Annotated in this window: 18 protein-coding genes and 1 riboswitch; of the genes, 7 read left to right on the top strand and 11 right to left on the bottom strand. The window is 38.1% G+C overall.

Annotation, left to right across the window (positions count from 1 at the left end; translation table 11 throughout):
- Positions 1–130: 130 nt before the first annotated feature.
- Entirely contained in the window at positions 131–718 is a 588-nt protein-coding gene (locus tag AC1M83_RS02665; RefSeq protein ID WP_051586486.1) for a lecithin retinol acyltransferase family protein, read from the top strand.
- 218 nt (positions 719–936) lie between these two features.
- Here the strand turns inward: AC1M83_RS02665 and AC1M83_RS02660 are convergent, their stop codons facing one another.
- On the bottom strand, positions 937–2658 hold the full coding sequence (locus AC1M83_RS02660) for a glutamine--tRNA ligase/YqeY domain fusion protein (RefSeq protein ID WP_481589936.1): 1722 nt from the start codon (positions 2656–2658) through the stop codon (positions 937–939).
- A 165-nt stretch (positions 2659–2823) separates the two neighbouring features.
- Between AC1M83_RS02660 and AC1M83_RS02655 the strand changes: the two genes are divergently transcribed.
- The 4 genes from AC1M83_RS02655 to nfsB all read left to right on the top strand — a co-directional run bounded on the left by AC1M83_RS02655 (position 2824) and on the right by nfsB (position 5504).
- Entirely contained in the window at positions 2824–3333 is a 510-nt protein-coding gene (locus AC1M83_RS02655) for a peptidylprolyl isomerase (protein WP_035263711.1), read from the top strand.
- 117 nt (positions 3334–3450) lie between these two features.
- The gene (locus AC1M83_RS02650) at positions 3451–4182 is read left to right on the top strand and encodes a UDP-2,3-diacylglucosamine diphosphatase (protein WP_035263713.1); all 732 of its coding nucleotides are present in this window, start codon (positions 3451–3453) and stop codon (positions 4180–4182) included.
- A gap of 135 nt (positions 4183–4317) precedes the next feature.
- On the top strand, positions 4318–4737 hold the full coding sequence (locus AC1M83_RS02645) for a hypothetical protein (protein WP_481589935.1): 420 nt from the start codon (positions 4318–4320) through the stop codon (positions 4735–4737).
- A 113-nt stretch (positions 4738–4850) separates the two neighbouring features.
- The gene (gene nfsB, locus AC1M83_RS02640) at positions 4851–5504 is read left to right on the top strand and encodes an oxygen-insensitive NAD(P)H nitroreductase (protein ID WP_481589934.1); all 654 of its coding nucleotides are present in this window, start codon (positions 4851–4853) and stop codon (positions 5502–5504) included.
- A 42-nt stretch (positions 5505–5546) separates the two neighbouring features.
- On the opposite strand, the gene AC1M83_RS02635 is transcribed toward nfsB, so the two are convergent.
- The 4 genes from AC1M83_RS02635 to ftsB all read right to left on the bottom strand — a co-directional run bounded on the left by AC1M83_RS02635 (position 5547) and on the right by ftsB (position 9714).
- Positions 5547–6791: a D-amino acid dehydrogenase gene (locus AC1M83_RS02635; protein WP_481589933.1), complete on the bottom strand. Its 1245-nt coding sequence runs from the start codon at positions 6789–6791 to the stop codon at positions 5547–5549.
- A gap of 139 nt (positions 6792–6930) precedes the next feature.
- Positions 6931–7019, bottom strand: a riboswitch (glycine riboswitch).
- Positions 7020–7414: 395 nt separating this feature from the next.
- The gene (gene rodA, locus AC1M83_RS02630) at positions 7415–8551 is read right to left on the bottom strand and encodes a rod shape-determining protein RodA (protein ID WP_092766373.1); all 1137 of its coding nucleotides are present in this window, start codon (positions 8549–8551) and stop codon (positions 7415–7417) included.
- Between the two features lie 82 nt (positions 8552–8633).
- Positions 8634–9359, bottom strand: coding sequence for a 2-C-methyl-D-erythritol 4-phosphate cytidylyltransferase (gene ispD / locus AC1M83_RS02625; RefSeq protein ID WP_481589932.1), 726 nt, complete (start codon positions 9357–9359; stop codon positions 8634–8636).
- Positions 9325–9714 (bottom strand): cell division protein FtsB, encoded by a 390-nt coding sequence (ftsB, locus tag AC1M83_RS02620; protein WP_035263725.1) that lies wholly within the window; start codon positions 9712–9714, stop codon positions 9325–9327. The genes ispD and ftsB overlap by 35 nt, the downstream gene beginning before the upstream one ends.
- 254 nt (positions 9715–9968) lie before the next feature.
- On the opposite strand from ftsB, the gene AC1M83_RS02615 reads away from it, so the two are divergent.
- Positions 9969–10526, top strand: a complete 558-nt coding sequence (locus AC1M83_RS02615; protein WP_481589931.1) for a hypothetical protein — start codon at positions 9969–9971, stop codon at positions 10524–10526.
- A gap of 62 nt (positions 10527–10588) precedes the next feature.
- Here the strand turns inward: AC1M83_RS02615 and eno are convergent, their stop codons facing one another.
- From eno to AC1M83_RS02600, 3 genes are read right to left on the bottom strand one after another with little or no spacing between them, the layout of a single operon-like run.
- A complete protein-coding gene (gene eno / locus AC1M83_RS02610) occupies positions 10589–11878 on the bottom strand; it encodes a phosphopyruvate hydratase (protein WP_180027787.1) in 1290 nt (429 codons plus the stop codon).
- A 46-nt stretch (positions 11879–11924) separates the two neighbouring features.
- On the bottom strand, positions 11925–12782 hold the full coding sequence (gene kdsA, locus AC1M83_RS02605; RefSeq protein WP_035263729.1) for a 3-deoxy-8-phosphooctulonate synthase: 858 nt from the start codon (positions 12780–12782) through the stop codon (positions 11925–11927).
- Between the two features lie 32 nt (positions 12783–12814).
- Positions 12815–14455, bottom strand: a complete 1641-nt coding sequence (locus tag AC1M83_RS02600; protein ID WP_035263731.1) for a CTP synthase — start codon at positions 14453–14455, stop codon at positions 12815–12817.
- A gap of 227 nt (positions 14456–14682) precedes the next feature.
- On the opposite strand from AC1M83_RS02600, the gene AC1M83_RS02595 reads away from it, so the two are divergent.
- On the top strand, positions 14683–15081 hold the full coding sequence (locus AC1M83_RS02595; protein WP_481588211.1) for an internalin: 399 nt from the start codon (positions 14683–14685) through the stop codon (positions 15079–15081).
- Positions 15082–15178: 97 nt separating this feature from the next.
- Here the strand turns inward: AC1M83_RS02595 and AC1M83_RS02590 are convergent, their stop codons facing one another.
- The 3 genes from AC1M83_RS02590 to AC1M83_RS02580 all read right to left on the bottom strand — a co-directional run bounded on the left by AC1M83_RS02590 (position 15179) and on the right by AC1M83_RS02580 (position 18909).
- Positions 15179–16279 carry a YheT family hydrolase gene (locus AC1M83_RS02590; RefSeq protein WP_481589930.1) on the bottom strand — a complete coding sequence of 367 codons (1101 nt, stop codon included), beginning with the start codon at positions 16277–16279 and terminating at the stop codon, positions 15179–15181.
- A gap of 51 nt (positions 16280–16330) precedes the next feature.
- Positions 16331–16738, bottom strand: coding sequence for a nuclear transport factor 2 family protein (locus AC1M83_RS02585; protein WP_481589929.1), 408 nt, complete (start codon positions 16736–16738; stop codon positions 16331–16333).
- 146 nt (positions 16739–16884) lie between these two features.
- On the bottom strand, positions 16885–18909 hold the full coding sequence (locus tag AC1M83_RS02580) for a 2,4-dienoyl-CoA reductase FMN-binding domain-containing protein (protein WP_481589928.1): 2025 nt from the start codon (positions 18907–18909) through the stop codon (positions 16885–16887).
- Between the last annotated feature and the right edge of the window lie 56 nt (positions 18910–18965).

Below are 18965 nucleotides of genomic sequence, written 5' to 3'. Positions count from 1 at the left end.
AAAAAATTTAGGCACCTTTTTTAGAGTGCTTATATTGTATTTATACCTCATTATTTATTTCCAATTCGGTTATACTGTGGACTCTCTTTCAATAAATGTACATCTGTAAAGTTATTGGAATATTTTATAAATGCGGCATAAACACGTCAAAACATTCCCTCTTGGTGCTCACTTAATTGTTAAGCATTTTGGTTATTCACATCATGGTATTTATGTGGGTAAGGGTCGTGTTATTCATTATTCAGGTTTTGCTCATCTCTTTAAAAAACATCCGATCGAAATTACATCTCTGCAAAAATTTGCACATGGCAAAAAAATTACGATTCGGCATTATAGCACCCCCAAATATTCAGGTCGTGCTGTCGTAAGACGAATGCGCTCTCGAATGCATGAAAATAACTATCATCTCATTATTAATAATTGTGAACACTTATGTTCTTGGGCGATCACGGGCATCGAAAGTAGCCCACAAGTCATCAAAATGATGAATAGACTCACCACTATTGGTTATATCAGCTCACTCATGAGCTACTTAAATAGTCTTCTTTTAACTTTAGCAACCACCTGTTTTGCTTTGGTATTTTATATTAAGAAAAAGTTAAATGATCAGCGCAAACTGAAAGGCCCTGTGTATATCGCTTTACAGCAGCATCAGAAACTAAAGCAAAAAAAAGCCCCGCTTAAGCAGGGTTTCGAGGAAAACAAAGTTTCAAATTAACCTTTCGGTTGAATTAAATATGCGCTTGAAAATTCAAATAGTCAAATATATATTTGAAATATAATGTTATTTTAGTTTTTATTTATAACTTATTAAATTATTCTTAAATACTCACCTTTATCTAATCATATGAATTTAATCACAAAAATTAATTATTAATCTAAATTTGAATAAAAAAAAGCCTGAATCAATCAGGCTTTTTTTGATATTACCAAACTTTATTTTGCAGGCTTAAAACTGTCTTTTAAATCCAAAATACGGTTAAAGACAGGTTTTTCAACAGTATGATCAAATTGATCAGCGACAAAATAACCTTCACGTTCGAATTGGAATCGATCTTCAGGTTTCGCTTGAGCTAAAGCAGGCTCAATTACCGCTTGAACAATTTTTAGAGAATCTGGATTTAAATTCGCTAAGAAATCATCGTCCGCATCAGGTGCGGCTTCAGTAAATAGACGATCATAAATACGAACCTCAGCAGTAATCCCTTTATTTGCAGATACCCAATGAATAACACCTTTGACTTTACGACCTTCTGGATTCTTACCTAAAGTATGCGGATCGATAGAGCATTTAAGTTCAACAACTTCGCCATTTTCATCCTTAATCACTTCATCACATTTAATCACATAAGCATGACGTAAACGGACTTCACCACCAGGAATTAAGCGTTTAAACCCTTTAGGCGGCTCTTCCTCAAAATCTTTACGATCAATATACAATTCAGAAGTCAGTGGAATTACACGATCACCCATATCAACATTTGGATGGCGTGCGTGTGTTAAATCCATATCCTCTGGAAGGTTGGTCAATGTCACTTTAAGTGGATTCAATACCGCCATACCACGTGCAGCAGTATTTTCTAATGATTGTCGAATGCAGAATTCAAGCATTGCAACATCGACAATACCATCAGTTTTAGATACGCCCACACGCTTACAGAAATCACGTAAGCCTTCTGGAGTAAAGCCACGACGACGCATTCCCACGACTGTAGGCATACGTGGATCATTCCAACCATTGACGTAACCACCTTCGACCAGCTTACGTAATTTACGTTTTGAGGTGATGGTGTAATCAACATTCAAACGGCTTGATTCGTACTGGCGTGGAACTGCTGGAGAATTTACCTTAGCGACAACCCAATCATAGAACGGGCGATGGTCTTGGAATTCAAGCGTACATAACGAGTGCGTAATGCCTTCAATCGCATCAGACAAAGGATGCGCATAGTCATACATTGGATAGATTTTCCACGTATCGCCTGTTTGATGATGCTCAGAATGTAAAACACGGTAAAGAATTGGATCACGCATATGTACGTTCGGTGATGCCATATCAATCTTGGCACGAAGTACTGCTTGGCCTTCTCCAAGCTCACCATTACGCATTTGTTCAAAACGTGCTAAGTTTTCTTCAACCGTTGCATCACGTTGCGGAGAATTTTTACCTGGTTCTACAAAATTTCCACGATTCAGCTTAATTTCTTCAGGAGATTGCAAATCGACATATGCATCACCTTGTTTAATTAATTGAATCGCCCATTGATACAATTGATCAAAGTAACTTGATGCGTAGCGTGGTTCACCATTCCAGTCGAAACCGAGCCATTTAACATCGTTCGCAATACCATCTACATATTCTTGTTCTTCTGCATCTGGATTTGTATCGTCAAAACGAAGATTACATAAACCAGAAAATTCTTCTGCAATACCAAAATTCAGGCAAATCGCTTTAACATGTCCAATGTGTAAATAACCATTAGGCTCTGGTGGAAAGCGCGTCACGACTTTATCTGTACGCCCTGCTGCAAGATCTTCTGTAATTACTTGACGTACAAAGTCTAAGCCCGGTTGTTGTTCTTGCTGCGCAGCATCGACTGATGGATTGTTAGTCGTCGGGGTATTTGGCAGGGATGAAACAACATCATTCGGCTTCATAGTTGATAAATCACTTCTATAAGATAAAATAGGATAATTAAAACGCTATCTTCATATTATTAACAAAGAAAATAACGTTTTTGCTTGCCTTGTAGTTTACAGTTTGCTTATGCTTCTCTCAACCACAAACCCATGGCTTTTTGTCCATGATCAGGAGATTATAGAATGAGTTTTCCTCAAGTCGAATTAAACACCAATAAAGGACGTATTGTTCTAGAGCTTAACTCTGAAAAAGCACCTAAAACTGTTGCTAACTTTTTAGAGTACGTTCGTGATGGTTTTTATGATGGCGTAATTTTCCACCGTGTAATTGACGGTTTCATGATCCAAGGCGGTGGCATGGATGAAAACTTCAAAGAAAAAGCAACTCGCGATTCTATTGAAAATGAAGCTGACAACGGTTTAAGCAATGACGAAGGTACGATTGCCATGGCACGTACTCAAGCTCCTCACTCAGCATCTGCACAATTCTTCATTAACGTGAAAAACAATGCTTTCCTTAACCATACGGGTAAAACAGCTCAAGGCTGGGGTTATGCAGTATTTGGTAAAGTTGTAGAAGGTATGGACGTTGTTAATGAAATCAAAGGCGTTCGCACTGGTAACCGTGGCTACCACGCTGACGTTCCACTAGAAAACGTTGTGATCGAATCTGCTAAAATTATCTCTGAATAAAAAACCTACCCCTTAACTTATTAAGTTTTCAAGCACTGCTTTAAAACGAATATCATGTTCAAGGGATTGTTTCCCCATCTAAAGTTGATGGGGATGTAGGCAAATAAGGAATATTAAGTGACCTATCTGTTTATTTCAGATTTACACCTGTCACCTGAACACCCTCGACTCGTTCGAGGGTTTTTAGATTTATTAGATCATTATCAAGACCAGCAAACCCAACTCTATATTTTAGGTGATTGGTTTAATGCATGGATTGGTGATGACTATACAGCTCCTTGGCTCGATGAAATCGTTGAACGCTTAAAAAGATTTACTGCTCAGGGAAATCAAGTTTTATTTTCTGTCGGCAATCGTGATTTTGCGCTGAATCAAATTTTTTTAAATAAATTTGGTGGCATCTTATTGTCCGAAGTCTCTAACTTAAAAATAAATGACGTCCAAATTCGTATAGAACATGGTGATTCACTATGTACAGACGATGTCGCCTATCAACGTTTTAAAAAAATAATCAGAAATCCACTCATCATTTGGATACTGCGGAATACCCCACTTTCTTTTCGTACTCAACTTGCAAATGGATTTAGAAAAAAAAGCCACGAATCAAAAGAATTTAAATCTTATGATGTCATGGATGTAAATCAAGATGCTGTCCACGATGCATTGAAAGAAGTTGATTTACTAATTCATGGTCATACGCATCGCCCTCAAATCCATATCTCTCAGGATAAAAGAAGAATTGTTTTAGGCGACTGGCGTTTGGATCAAGCTCAAATTTTGGAAATTAATCAATCGAAATTCTCTAAGCAGTCAATCAATGATCTGACACTGAAAACATGGTCTTATTAGTTCCTCTATTTTTATAATGATCTCATCAACCTTTAAATTGAAATTTCACTCAATGTTTGAATATTAATCAGTATGTTTTGCTTTAAGTTTTTTTGCATATGATAATAACGACTCAATTCAATTCGTGAGTTTGTCATGTCTAATTTCAGCAATATTACTGTTCAACACCATGAAGATGATAAAGTGTCATTATTAATCGATGGTAAAGCAATCTCTGAACGTTATGATCTACGCCTAGATGCCACAATTATTGATGAACTCAAAAATCTTGCTGATGGCGCCGCATTGACAATCTTTGAACAATTTATATTTTCCCATCAAGATCTCAACTTTGAGCATTCATATCAATATGTGACTAACATCGTAAACCATAATAACGATTACGAATTGATCACCCACCTTGTCTACAAAATTAAGGCCGCAGACCAAGCACCGATCGAACATAATATCAGCAAGAATGGTCAACCTATGACTGAAGAAGATGTGCGCGCATTTATCAACCAACAAATTGCAATGTCATTAGAAAAATATACTGATTTAAAATATGCCTATTGATTTAAAGACAAGTCAGATTTTTCATATCATTTAGCATCAACTATAGAAAATATTTAAGTTCAGAGTCATTTAAAATTTTTAGATGAATATATTGTGAATAATCGGAGGATAATATGGATTTGTTAAACATCTCCCAATCTCGCTACACCACCAAAGCATACGATTCTTCAAAAAAGATCCCTCAAGAAAAGTTTGAAAAATTATTGGAATCTTTAAGGCTCGCACCTTCGTCTATCAATATTCAACCGTGGCATTTCTTTGTCATCGAAACTGATGAAGCCAAACAGCGCATTGCTAAAGCACTGGTTGGTAAGTATGTTTATAATGCACCCAAAGTCCTTGAATCTTCACACACAATTCTGTTTTGTACGCATAAAGACATTACAGACTTTCATCTAGATCGATTATTAAATCAAGATGAAATCAGTGGTCGTTTTAAAGATGACCAAGCAAAACAAGCTCAAAAAGATACGCGCTTAGGCTATGTTGATTATTATCGCAACGAAAAAGGCGATATCCAGCGCTGGTCTGAAAATCAAACTTTTATTGCACTTGGGCAAACCTTATTTGCTGCAGGTTTAGAAGGTATCGATGCCACTCCAATTGGAGGATTCGATGAAAAAATTATCGCTGAAGAGTTAAATCTTGACGCAAAAGGCCTGATTCCATCAGTGCTATTGGCACTTGGTTATCGAAGTGAAAAAGATTTTAATGCCAAATTACCTAAATCTCGTTTGAATGCAGATCAAGTTTTCACTCGACTATAAATGTATTTGCCACAATAGTTTTCACGCTATTGTGGCTTTTCATTAAGCCGCTATTTTCTGTGAAATTTCTAAACTGATCATTGCAGCAGTTGCAGCTGACAGCGTCCAACCCAGATGCCCATGACCGGTATTATAAAAGACTCTCGGATGCTTCCCTTGTCTTACCACTGGCATCATATTCGGCATCATCGGTCTTAATCCAGCCCAAGGGACACAATGCTCAGTTGAAATATCAAAATTACGATTCACCCAATGAACCAAAGGTTGTATGCGATCCATACGGATGTCTCGGTTATAGCCATTAAATTCTGCAGTACCAGCAATTCTTAAACGATCTCGACCTAATCTCGACGTCACAATTTTTGCACTTTCATCCAATAAACTTACCCATGGTGCATGTTGTTGGCTATGTTCATCATTCAACTGAACTGTAATCGAGTACCCTTTCACTGGATAAACATTGACACGATCTCCAGCCTGTTGTGCTAAATGATAGCTTCCAACTCCACCACAAATGACCATTGCATCAGCTTGAATAAATCCATCGGGTATATCTCTATTTTTAGGATCACAAGCGCGATATTTAGCTGAAACTTGCTCTGTAGAATGATCCAGATTTAAATCTTCAACTTCTACACCGTATAAAAACTTCCCTCCTTTATTCGCGACCACTTGGGCTAAATGCGTGGTGTATTTGTGTATATCTCCTGTGGCATCATCAGGACAATAAAAACCACCGTAATATTCCCCCGTCAAACTTGGTTCAATACTGTGAATTTCTTCATTTGTAACAGCGTGACGCTCTAATCCACCTTTGCATAACAAATCGTTCACTCTTATTGCAACATCATAATCCTGCTGATTATGATAAAAGTGCAAAATTCCACGCTTTTCCAAATCGAATTGAATATTTTCTTTCTGTGCAATTTCGAATAGCCGTTTTCTTGCCAATAATGCCAGCCTTACCGTTTCTTGTGTGTTGGCTTCGTAATTTTTGATATTACCCATAAATTCAATCAGCCAAGCGTATTTATGCAAATCAAAAGATGGGTTGAGTAATAATGGTGCATCTTTTTGGGTCATCCATTTGATACCCTTCAGTACCGTTGCTTTCTGATTCCACACCTCTGCATTACATGCAGAGAGTTGACCTCCATTCGCAAATGAAGTCTCCATTGCTGGGTATAAGTTTTTATCCAAAATTGTGACTTGATAACCAAGTTCTAATAATTCGTAGGCAGTGGTTATTCCTGTAATGCCAGCACCAATCACCATAATATGTGACATAAAAGCTCCTTGAAAATTTTATATTTTCAGTGCCCCATCTGTCACGGTACCTGAGAGCTTCGGAAATCTTCATCACATATGATTATTTCCATCCCCTTCGGTGAGTCTAAACATCATTAGACTTCTCTCCAGATGATTGAGAATAATTACAGTCCTTTTGCCTGAGAGATTCCGGGGTCGTTGCTCCTTCGGCGGATCTACAGAAGACCTCTCTCCTGCAATATTCGTTTAATTCTTATTCAGCAATTAATATGCCATAGTTAATTTTTTTATACATCTACATGAATCAAATTTAGAAAAAAATTTTCATAAAATGGATCATCAACTTTAAACCAACGGCTATGACAGGGATATTATTTTCTCAGGAAACAGTACAAAGGTCATTGTTTAGCTCAAATTTTCTCTACCATCGAGAACAATTTAGTCATTAAAAACAAATGAGGAAACAATTTATTTTTAAAGTTACTCTCTCAGAGAGCTTAGATCATCTTCCATCTACACTTTCATATTCTTCAGCATAAAAGTGTAATGGATGATTAGAGCAATCATTGAAGCTCAAAGTTTCATTAGATGTGAGAGCAAGTAAAAGCTGAGTTGAAAATTTACTGTCACCCCCATATGTTTTAGCGATGTGTATGTATAGACATTACAATGCCCATACCTGCGAGCGTTGCAATGACTGCCGTACCACCATAACTCATGAGTGGCAATGGATCACCTGTGACTGGAAGAATTCCACTCACCATTCCACTATTCAAAAACACAAAGAAAAAGAAAGTTAAACCTGCCGCACCCGCATAAAGACGTCCAAAATTATGGAAGCTGTTCATGGAAATAATCAAACAACGAATAATGATCGCAGCAAAAATAACAAATAATACGAACACACCAAAAAAGCCAAATTCCTCTGCATAAGCAGACATAATAAAGTCTGTATGATGTTCGGGGAGATAACCTAAATGAGACTGTGTTCCTTCATTAAAACCTTTACCAAATAGTCCACCAGAACCAATCGCAATTTTAGACTGAATGATATTCCACCCTGCACCTAGCGGATCTGATTCAGGATCAAATAAAGTTAAAATTCGCTTTTTTTGGTATTCCTGTAGAAAGAAATTCCATAATAATGGTGCAACCACTGCAAACCCAGCGACCACAGCCCCAATCAAACGCCAAGAAATACCACTTAAAAAAATGACAAAAATTCCGGGAATAATTAATCCAATGTTTAAGTCAGGCTGTAATGCGACTAAAACAAAAGGAATCATCATCAGAAATAATGCAAAGAGAATATGCATAAATTTGGGTGGTAAAGTCCGCAGACTGAAAAACCAAGCCATCATGAGTGGCATCGTAAATTTCATAAATTCACTGGGCTGCACACTCCCTAATCCAGGAATAGAAATCCAGCGTTTTGCGCCTAAGCGGACATCACCAATTAGCAATACCAAAAGCAGAAGCACAATCGAAAATGCATACAGATAAGGACTGACAATTTGATAAACTTTTGGAGGAATTTGTGCACAAATAAACAGCAAAATAAAACCGATACCAAAACTGGTCGCCTGACGAATCACCATGCTTGAATCATGATTGGTTGCACTATAAACAACCATGAGTCCAAAAGCTGCGTTTAATATCAAAAAACCAAGTAACCATGGATCTAAATGTAATTTAGTCCAACGTGACGAATCATGTTTGATTGTTCGTCCATCTCTCAAGGCATGACGCAAAAAACGGTACTGTTGTGAAGGTATCATTGGCTGAATTGCATATTCTAAGTGGCGTTATTATAAGACAATGTTTTGGCTATTTAAGCAAAGTCCCAAACATAAAACTAAATTATTTCGAGTCACACTGTGACTGAAGAATCAGACGAGCAAGTTCTAAATCTTCAGGATAAGTAATTTTAATATTATCAGATCGTCCAATCACCACATCCACTGGATGATGAGCATATTCAAGCGCACTCGCTTCATCCGTAATTGTGATCCTGTGAGTTAAAGCGTGTTCAATGGAAGTTTTTAACAATTTAATGGTCGACAATTGTGGAGTTTGTGCTTGCCACAATGCACTTCGATCTACAGTTTTTTCAATAGCACTCGACGGATCTACTCTTTTTAAAGTATCACGCACAGGCGTTGCTAAAATTGCGCTATGCTTAGATTCGATAACATGGCGAATCAAAGACTCTAAATTGCTCAAGCTGACACAAGGTCGAGCAGCATCATGCACAAACACCAGATCATTTTCATCTGCAATATTGGTTAAATACTTTAAACCGTTAAGTACAGAATCAACCCTCTCCTGACCACCTAAGCAGAAATGAAGGATTTCCGATTTAGCAAATTGAAGTGTCTGAGCAAATTGGTCATGCTCTGAGATTGCCAATACATAGCCAGCAATAGGCAATTGAGCAATACGTTCTACAGTATGCTCAAGTACAGTTTTATTCTGGATAATTTGATATTGCTTTAACGCTGATTTGGAAAATCGACTACCAGAACCTGCTGCCGGAATAATAGCCCATAATTTACGGTTGTTCAGATTCAGGTTGTCTAGACTCATTGGTTCTTAAATCTACGTTAGCATTTGGGTCGATGTAAATCGGCTTATAATTCGTACTGATTGTACTCATTTGAATAAAAGTTTCATGAGGCTTAATTAAGCCAAGATCTAAACGTGCATGTTCTTCAATCGCCTCAACACCATTTTTTAGATCATACACTTCAGCAGCTAGAATACGATTACGCTCTTTTAACTCTTCATTTGTTTCAGCTTGTTGATTCATTTGCTGAAGTAGCGCCTGATGAGGGAAATATCCTCCTTCACCGAGCCAAAAGCGATATTGAAAGATGGCAATTAAAATTATTGCCACCAGCAAAATCACTTTACTTGAAGTAGTTTTAAAGACGTCTAACATTATTTTTGAGGCTTAGTTAACATCATGAAATTAGAGCACTAATATACCCTAAAACAAAGAAAGGTAGTATGTGTAACTGTGTTAAATATGCAAATGTTAAACAAATTCACATTGATTGATTTTTTTTAAAAATATGTACTGTTAAATATCAAAAGTTATTGAATATTCTAGAATCATTATTTTTACACTTTTTATTTCATAGCTTGATAACATAACAATTTGCTTAAGAGCTTCATAAAAAAGGATTTCAATTAATGAATGAATTTGAGATAACGATTCGTGCAGCCTATATTCAAGGTATTTTAGGGGTTCTAGGTGCATTAATTGGTGCTGCTGTCGTAATTTTCTCCCTGAGAAGCACAGCAAAGAATACAGTAAAACAAATTAAAATTGATAAAATTGCTGAATCTAAACGAGATCAATATATCGATCTTACAGACGCATATACACAATTTTTAGTTTCATCATTATTACTTAAGCACAAAAAACAAGATTCAGACAATCATCAACCCGATATTGAGTGGGACACTCATTTGTCCAAGTACATTAGATTGATTGGATGTATCAATAAAGTTAATTTAATTACAACATCATCAATACGATTAGAACTTTATGAATTAGAAAAAGTCCTCATAACTTATCAAACTTCTGTATCTAACCATTTCTTTAACAATTTCCCTTTAGACTCTAGCAAAACCCTTGAACAGAAAGTTTTCGACTTTGCAAAATTATTAAGAAATGATTTAAGTATTGAAAGTCATCAATCTTTGGAAGCAAAACTCTCTCAATTGAGGCTTAAACATAAACTTTAGAAATTAAATAAAAAACCACTCTTTATAGAGTGGTTTTTTAAAATTCAAAATAATCTAAACGATTAATTTAAACCTTTAAACTCAGCTTTACCGCGGTAAATAGCATTCGTCAATTCTTCGATACGAAGCAATTGGTTGTATTTCGCTACACGGTCAGAACGGCAAAGTGAACCAGTTTTGATTTGACCAGCACCAGTACCTACTGCAAGATCCGCAATTGTAGAATCTTCAGTTTCGCCAGAGCGGTGAGAAATCACTGTAGAGTAACCATTTGCTTTAGCAAGATAGATCGCATCTAAAGTCTCAGTCAACGTACCGATTTGGTTGTACTTAATCAGGATAGAGTTACCAACTTTTTCGTTGATACCACGTTGAAGGATCTTAGGATTTGTAACAAACAAATCATCACCAACCAATTGAATCTTGTCACCAAGAATCGAAGTTAGGTAAGACCAACCTTCCCAATCAGATTCATCTAAACCATCTTCAATAGAGATAATTGGATATTGGTTTACAAGACCAGCAAGGTAGTCAGAGAATTGGTTGTTTGTGAATGCTTTATTGCCTTCACCAGCAAGGATGTACTGACCATCTTTGTAGAATTCTGAAGATGCACAGTCAAGCGCAAGCATAATGTCAGAACCCGCTTTGTAGCCAGTTTTTTCAATCGCTTCAAGGATAACTGTGATTGCTTCTTCGTTTGAACGTAAGTTCGGTGCGAAACCACCTTCATCACCAACAGCAGTATTTAAACCTTGTTTCTTTAAAACTGATTTTAAAGAATGGAAGATTTCTGCGCCTGCGCGAAGTGCTTCAGAGAATGAAGTGAAGCCAACAGGCTCAATCATGAATTCTTGGATATCAACGTTGTTGTCCGCATGTGAACCACCGTTTAAGATGTTCATCATTGGAACAGGCATTGTTAAAATGCTGTTGTTACGAAGGTCTGCGATGTATTGGAAAAGAGGAATTTTCTTTTCGTCAGCAGCAGCACGCGCAGCAGCCAAAGACACTGCCAAAGTTGCGTTCGCACCTAATTTTTCTTTGTTTTCAGTTCCGTCTAAAGCGATCATCGTATTATCGATGTCTTTTTGTTCGAATACTGATTTACCCACTAACGCGTCACGGATTAACGTGTTTACGTTGTTCACAGCAGTTTTAACACCTTTACCTAAGTAACGTGCTTTATCGCCATCACGAAGTTCTAAAGCTTCACGAGAACCAGTTGAAGCACCAGATGGTGCACATGCACGGCCAACTACGCCAGATGCTAAGATAACGTCTGCTTCGATGGTTGGGTTACCACGAGAGTCCAAAATTTCACGTGCACGAATGTCAACGATTTGGCTCATGAACAATTCCTCAGTTGATTAATAAAACGATGCGTCTAACGCTGCATCAGTGTGTATCTAATTTTTTGAAACCTTTAACCAAGGTATCCAATTCTTTAAGCTGAGCTAAGAATGGCTCAAGTTGAGACATTCGAAGAGCGCAAGGTCCATCACATTTTGCTTTTTCTGGATCAGGATGTCCTTCCAGAAAAAGACCTGCTAGACCTGTCGCCATACCCGCACGCGCTAATGTCGTAATTTGTGCGCGACGACCACCTGCTGAATCTGCACGACCACCCGGGGTTTGAAGTGCATGTGTCACGTCAAAGAAGACCGGCACATTCATTTCTTTCATGATGTCGAAACCAAGCATATCGACAACTAAGTTGTTGTAACCAAATGCTGAGCCACGCTCACATAAAATCAGCTTGTCATTCCCTGCTTCCAAACACTTGTGCAAGATATGACGCATTTCATGCGGTGCTAAGAATTGCGCTTTTTTGATATTGATAATGGCTTGAGTTTTTGCCATTGCCTCAACAAGATCTGTTTGACGGCTGAGGAAAGCAGGTAATTGAATGATGTCAGCCACTTCAGCCACAGGTGCTGCTTGATATGGTTCATGAACATCTGTAATGATGGGTACATTAAAATGTTTTTTAATGTCAGCTAACCACTCAATTCCTTTTTCAAGACCAGGTCCGCGGAAAGAATTTAAGCTCGAACGATTTGCTTTATCAAAGCTTGCTTTGAAAACATATGGAATATCCAAACGTTTGCAAATATCAACATAAGTTTCTGCAATTTCAAAAGCTAAATCTTTTGATTCAAGTACATTCATTCCGCCGAATAATACAAATGGCAAATGATTTGCCATTTGTATATCGCCTAAACGTACAATTTCTTGTGCTTTTAATTGTGACATTTAAACTTCCTAGTTATGTCCTAAGACATTCATTATTTCGATTTTTGATACTGTTTTTTAGCAGCATCAATAAAACCAGCAAATAATGGATGACCATCACGTGGAGAACTTGTAAATTCCGGGTGGAATTGTACAGCAATAAACCAAGGATGTTGAGGAATTTCAACAGTTTCAACTAAACGTTGGATTGGTGAATAACCAGAAATTTTCATACCTTTTTCTTCTAAAGTAGGAATATAACGATTATTCATTTCGTAACGATGGCGATGACGTTCAATAATTTCTACTGAACCATACACTTCTGCAGTTTTAGTGCCTTCAACCAATTCTGATTTTTGAGCGCCAAGACGCATTGTTCCACCAAGATCAGAATCTACAGAACGTTGTTGTACTTCACCACGTTCGTCTAACCATTCCGTAATCAAACCAATTAAAGGCGATTTAGTTGAACGGTTAAATTCAGTTGAAGTTGCATCTACAATACCCGCAACATTACGTGCGTATTCAATGACCGCAAGTTGCATACCCAAGCAAATACCAAGGAATGGAATTCCATTCTCACGTGCGAATTTAATCGCTTGCATCTTACCTTCAGTACCGCGCTCGCCAAAACCACCAGGAACTAAGATTGCGTCAGCATCTTTCAACACTTCTGCTACATCTTGGCTTTCAAGTTCTTCGGCATTGACATAATCAATTTGAACTTTAACGCGGTTTTGGATACCCGCATGTAAAAGTGCTTCGTTCACAGATTTATAAGCATCTGGAAGTTCAACATATTTACCCACCATCGCAACACGAACAGTGTACTCAGGGTTTAATAATGCTTCTACGACATTATCCCAATCTGAAAGATCGGCTTCTGGTAAATCGTTATAACCAAAACGCTCGCAAATTAAATCATCAACGTCTTGTTCATAGAACGTACGTGGAATTTCGTAAATTGTGCGTGCATCTTTACACACCACAACTGCACGAGCTTCTACGTTCGTGAACAACGCAATTTTACGCTTTGTATCAGCATCAACATCGTGTTCAGTACGACAGATCAAAATATCTGGTTGAATACCGATTGAGAGTAATTCTTTCACCGAGTGCTGAGTTGGTTTTGTTTTCAACTCTGCAGCTGACTTGATATATGGCAACAACGTTAAATGCATCAGCATTGTGCGTTTGTGACCAAGTTCAACCATTAACTGACGAACAGATTCCATGAATGGGAGAGATTCAATGTCACCTACTGTACCGCCAATCTCAACAATAGCAACGTCATAGCCTTCGCCAGCGCGAAGAACACGTTCTTTAATATTGTCTGTAATGTGTGGAATAACTTGAACTGTTCCACCAAGGTAATCACCGCGACGCTCTTTATTTAAAACGTCTTGGTACACGCGACCAGATGTAAAGTTATTAAGCTTGGTCATTTTCGCACGACGCAAGAAACGTTCGTAATAACCCAAGTCTAAGTCAGTTTCCGCACCATCCTCTGTGACAAAAACTTCACCATGTTGGAACGGGCTCATCGTCCCTGGATCGACATTAATGTATGGATCCATTTTCACCATGGTTACTTTTAATCCACGGGCTTCTAAAAGTGCAGCAACTGAAGCAGCTGAAATACCTTTACCTAGTGATGAAACAACACCACCAGTAACGAAAATAAAATGGGTCATTGGGTTTCTCGTACAATCGAGCCTAAATCGGCCTGCAATGTTGCGCAATTTTACTTTACTCTGTACCTATAAAGCAAAGTCAATCCGCATCAATTCAAAGAACAATAAACAATTGGTTATTCTATCATCATTTCCAATAAAGATTCACGCACACTTTCAGTGATTTTCATCTGTTAATTTGCTGTTATACTACGTTAGTCGATCTAGCTAGTTTGTTTTGAGCAACTATGAATAAAAAACTTTTAATCGGTGGTGCAATCTTATCTGCACTCCTCGTTACTGCATGTGTAAAAAAAGAAGCGCCTAAGGAAGAAGAACAGGAACAAACTGTTGAAACAACTGAACAGGCAGAACAAATTGAGAACATTGAGATTTCTGAACCAGAAATCGAACCTGAGCCACCAACTCAAGTTGAAATTGAGCATCAGGAAACAAACAATACGTCAGCGACTATTCGTCGTGAATACCGCGATGCTCCTGCACAAACGAATCCTGCCCCAGCACCAGCTGTTGAAAATGTAGAACGCCCTACACCTTCTCCAAGTGCATCAACAGGTGGTTCTCAATCTGAAGATGATGCTGTTGCCGCTGCTATTGCTGCTGCTACCCCTGCTTTAGAAAACTAATTTTCGAATTTAAAAAAACCGAGTGACAAGACTCGGTTTTTTTATGTCAACATAAATGAAAGTCAAATTGTTATTCATTTATAAACAACAAAAATTTTCAGGCTTTCTCTAATTCTAAAAAAAATTCTGCAATTAATTTGTGTGCCCAAGATTCTGGATTTTTATTACCTTCATAGAAACAGCAATGGCTTCCTTTTTTTGTGGTCACTACTGCCATGTTCGGCATATGTTGAATCACTTCTTTATAAGGCTCTAAATTGCGGATATGGCATACTGGATCGTCTTCCGAATTTAAAATCATCAACGGCACTCTAATCTTCTCAAAGACATAGATGGGATTTGTCGCTTTACAATATGCGTCATAATTTTCAAATCCAGCGAACTGATAATATGTTTTTTCAAAATCAAATAAATCTTTAGCAACACTCAGTTGCTTTAAACTTTCTAAATTTCGCCAATGTTGCTCATAAGGTTTTAAAAAATGTGCATTTAACTTTTTTGCCATCAAACGGCTATAAAAAGGATGAACATTTGAAAAACCAGTTTCCGTATTGTATCCAGGACAAAGTGCGAAAGCCGCTTGAATTGGTGTGGAACTTTCTTCCTCCCCTAAATATCTGACCAATAATCCAGTTCCTGCTGAAGACCCAACTGCATACAATTTAGAATATGGCAAGCGCTGTTGAATACGTTCAATCTGCTCTCTTAGATCTTGCGTGTCTCCAAAAAGATTAATTTTAGGAACTGAAAGTGGTAGACCTGCATGCCCTCGTCTTAAACACAATGCGATACGCCAACCAGTTACTTGATGTAAGTCTCTGACCAATTCTCTCATACTGGCTGGGCTTCCAGTAATGGTATGTAGCACTAAAATAGTAGGTGTTTCCGCAGGCAGATGCATACCATACCAAGCAATACCCGTCGTTCCCCCGTCAGACATTGTTAACTGTTCAATGAAGTCATATTCTAATTTTACGGTTTTCTTTCGAATTTTATCAAAATACACCAAGTGAGCATGCGTATTCGAGAGCCACGGCGTTGGTCTATATTTATAATGCAAACGTTTCAAGTTTGAAATCACATGCGCTAACTCACCTTGCGGATTAAAATAGATTGAAGGTATAGCTGCACCAGTAAAATAATCAAATTGGGTTTGAGTGAATTCCTGCACCCACTTGAAACGCTGATTAAGATTCATACAGACTCCGAATTTACTTACTCCAATTCATAAGCCAAAAATATGCCTAATTTATTTTGGTAGAAATTGAGCCATACGTTGGCCCATTTGCAACGCCAAAGCTTCTAAACCACTTTTAGGCCGAATCATCACCTCAAAATCAATAATTTGACCTTGCTCATTAAACTGGATCATATCAATCCCTTTTAATGTTTTTTCACCGACATTTGCGGAAAATTCGAGCACAACACTGAGCCCATCTGCTGTATAGAACTCACGGTGATAACGAAAATTTTCAAAGATCTCAATCACATTGGTCAAAATAAAAGTAACAACTTGTTTGCCTGGATAATGCTTAAATGCGACGGGTGATTTAAATACGACTTCTTCAGACAAAAGCTCATTCAATAGACTTAAATCACGCGTTTCAAGCATGTGGTGCCAACGTTGAATGGATTTTTGTGTGGTTTCGAGTGTCATTTTTATGTCCTTTTTGTTGTATCAGTCCAACCTTTTAGAAGAAAAGGGAGAATACTATGTCAAGGAGAAGTCACATTTAATTAAGTACCCTCTCTAAATCCTCTTCTCGCACTTTCATCTAGAATACAGGAGAGAAATTTTCTGGCTTAAATCTTGGCAGCCAATTCAGCACCTTGACGAATCGCACGTTTTGCATCTAGCTCACCCGCTTCTTTCGCCCCACCAATTAAATGAACTTTTTTACCTGCCTGTTCAAGTTGATCAAACATAGCCGTATATGATTCTTGACCTGCACAAATCACCACATGATCCACGTCTAAGACGGTAGTTTGTTCGTTAATTGTGATATGTAAACCTTGGTCATCAATCTTGTTATACGTTGCACCTGGAATCATTTTTACTTCGCGATTTTTTAATCCAGTACGATGAATCCAACCCGTTGTTTTACCCAAGCCTGCACCAACTGAAGTGGCTTTACGTTGCAATAAGTAGATTTCACGTGATGGCTGTTCTAATTGAGCAGGTTTTAAACCTCCTACATTAGAATATGATGTATCAATTCCCCATTCATCATAAAATTTTTGAGGATTCAAGCTTCCACTTTCCCCCTCATGGGTTAGATACTCAGCAGTATCAAAACCAATACCACCAGCACCAATAATCGCAACACGCTGTCCGACTGGTTTTTTCTCTCTTAAAACTTCGATATAAGACAACACTTTTGGATGATCAATTCCTTCAATATCTAAATGTCGAGGTGTCACACCTGTAGCGACGACAATTTCATCAAACTGATCTGTATTGAGCTCTTCAAAAGTTGCAGTATGGTTAAGTTTTAATTGAATTAAAGGCTGCAACTCAATTTTTCGCTTAAAGTAACGCAATGTCTCATAAAACTCCTCCTTTCCTGGAATCGTTTTGGCAATATTAAATTGACCACCAATTTGATCGGCTGCCTCAAAAATGGTGACCTGATGACCACGGTCAGCAGCATAAGTAGCAAAACTCAATCCTGCAGGACCTGCACCAATGACAGCAATTTTTTTAGGCGTATGGGTTTCTTTAAAAATGAGTTCAGTTTCATGACATGCACGTGGATTAACCAAGCATGACGCAATTCTGAGTGAAAAAATATGATCCAAACACGCTTGGTTACAGCCAATACACGTGTTGATTTCGTCACTTCTACCCTGTTCAGCTTTTAATACAAATTCTGCATCTGCAAGCATTGGGCGAGCCATAGAAATCATATCTGCATGACCTGAAGCTAACACGTGTTCTGCCATTTCAGGGGTATTGATACGATTTGAGGTAATCAATGGAATATTGACTTCACCTTTTAGCTTTTCTGTCACCCAAGTAAATGCTGCTCGAGGTACTTTCGTTGCAATCGTGGGTATACGCGCTTCATGCCAACCAATACCTGTATTAATGATAGTCGCGCCGGCTTTCTCAATTTCTTTTGCAAGATGGATGACCTCCTCAAGCGTTGAACCGCCCTCAACCAAGTCGAGCATCGAAAGTCTATAAATGATAATAAAGTTTTCACCCACCTCTGCGCGGGTACGTTTCACGATTTCAATAGGCAAACGAATACGGTTTTCATAACTCCCACCCCATTCGTCATCACGGTGATTGGTACGTGCTGCGATAAACTCATTGATGAGGTAACCTTCAGACCCCATAATCTCAACACCATCATAACCTGCATATTGAGCCAGCTTTGCACAGTTGGCAAAATCATCAATGGTTTGATGAACTTCAGCTGAGCTTAAAGCATGAGGTTTAACTGGATTAATTGGTGCCTGAATTGCTGATGGTGCAACATTTTCAGGCTGATATGAATATCGACCAGTATGCAAAATCTGCATTGCAATCTTACCACCAGCATCATGTACCGCTTGCGTAATGATTTTATGTTTCTCAGCTTCAGCAATCGAGTCTAATTTTGACCCTCCAGCAAAAGTTACACCAGCATCGTTGGGTGAAATTCCCCCCGTCACGATAAGACCGACCTGTCCTTGAGCACGCTCAGCATAAAATGCGGCCATACGTTCATAGCCACCTTCAACCTCTTCTAAACCTACGTGCATTGAACCCATCAATACACGATTTTTTAAAGTGGTAAAACCTAAATCTAGTGGTGCAAGTAAGTTTGGATAATTTGACATTCTGACCTCATGGCTCGCGTTTGCTTGCTATTATTGTGTGCTTCATGCAACTTGTT

It is taken from the genome of Acinetobacter sp. 25-47-130, from assembly GCF_056779705.1.
This window is presented reverse-complemented; position numbering and strand designations above follow the sequence as displayed.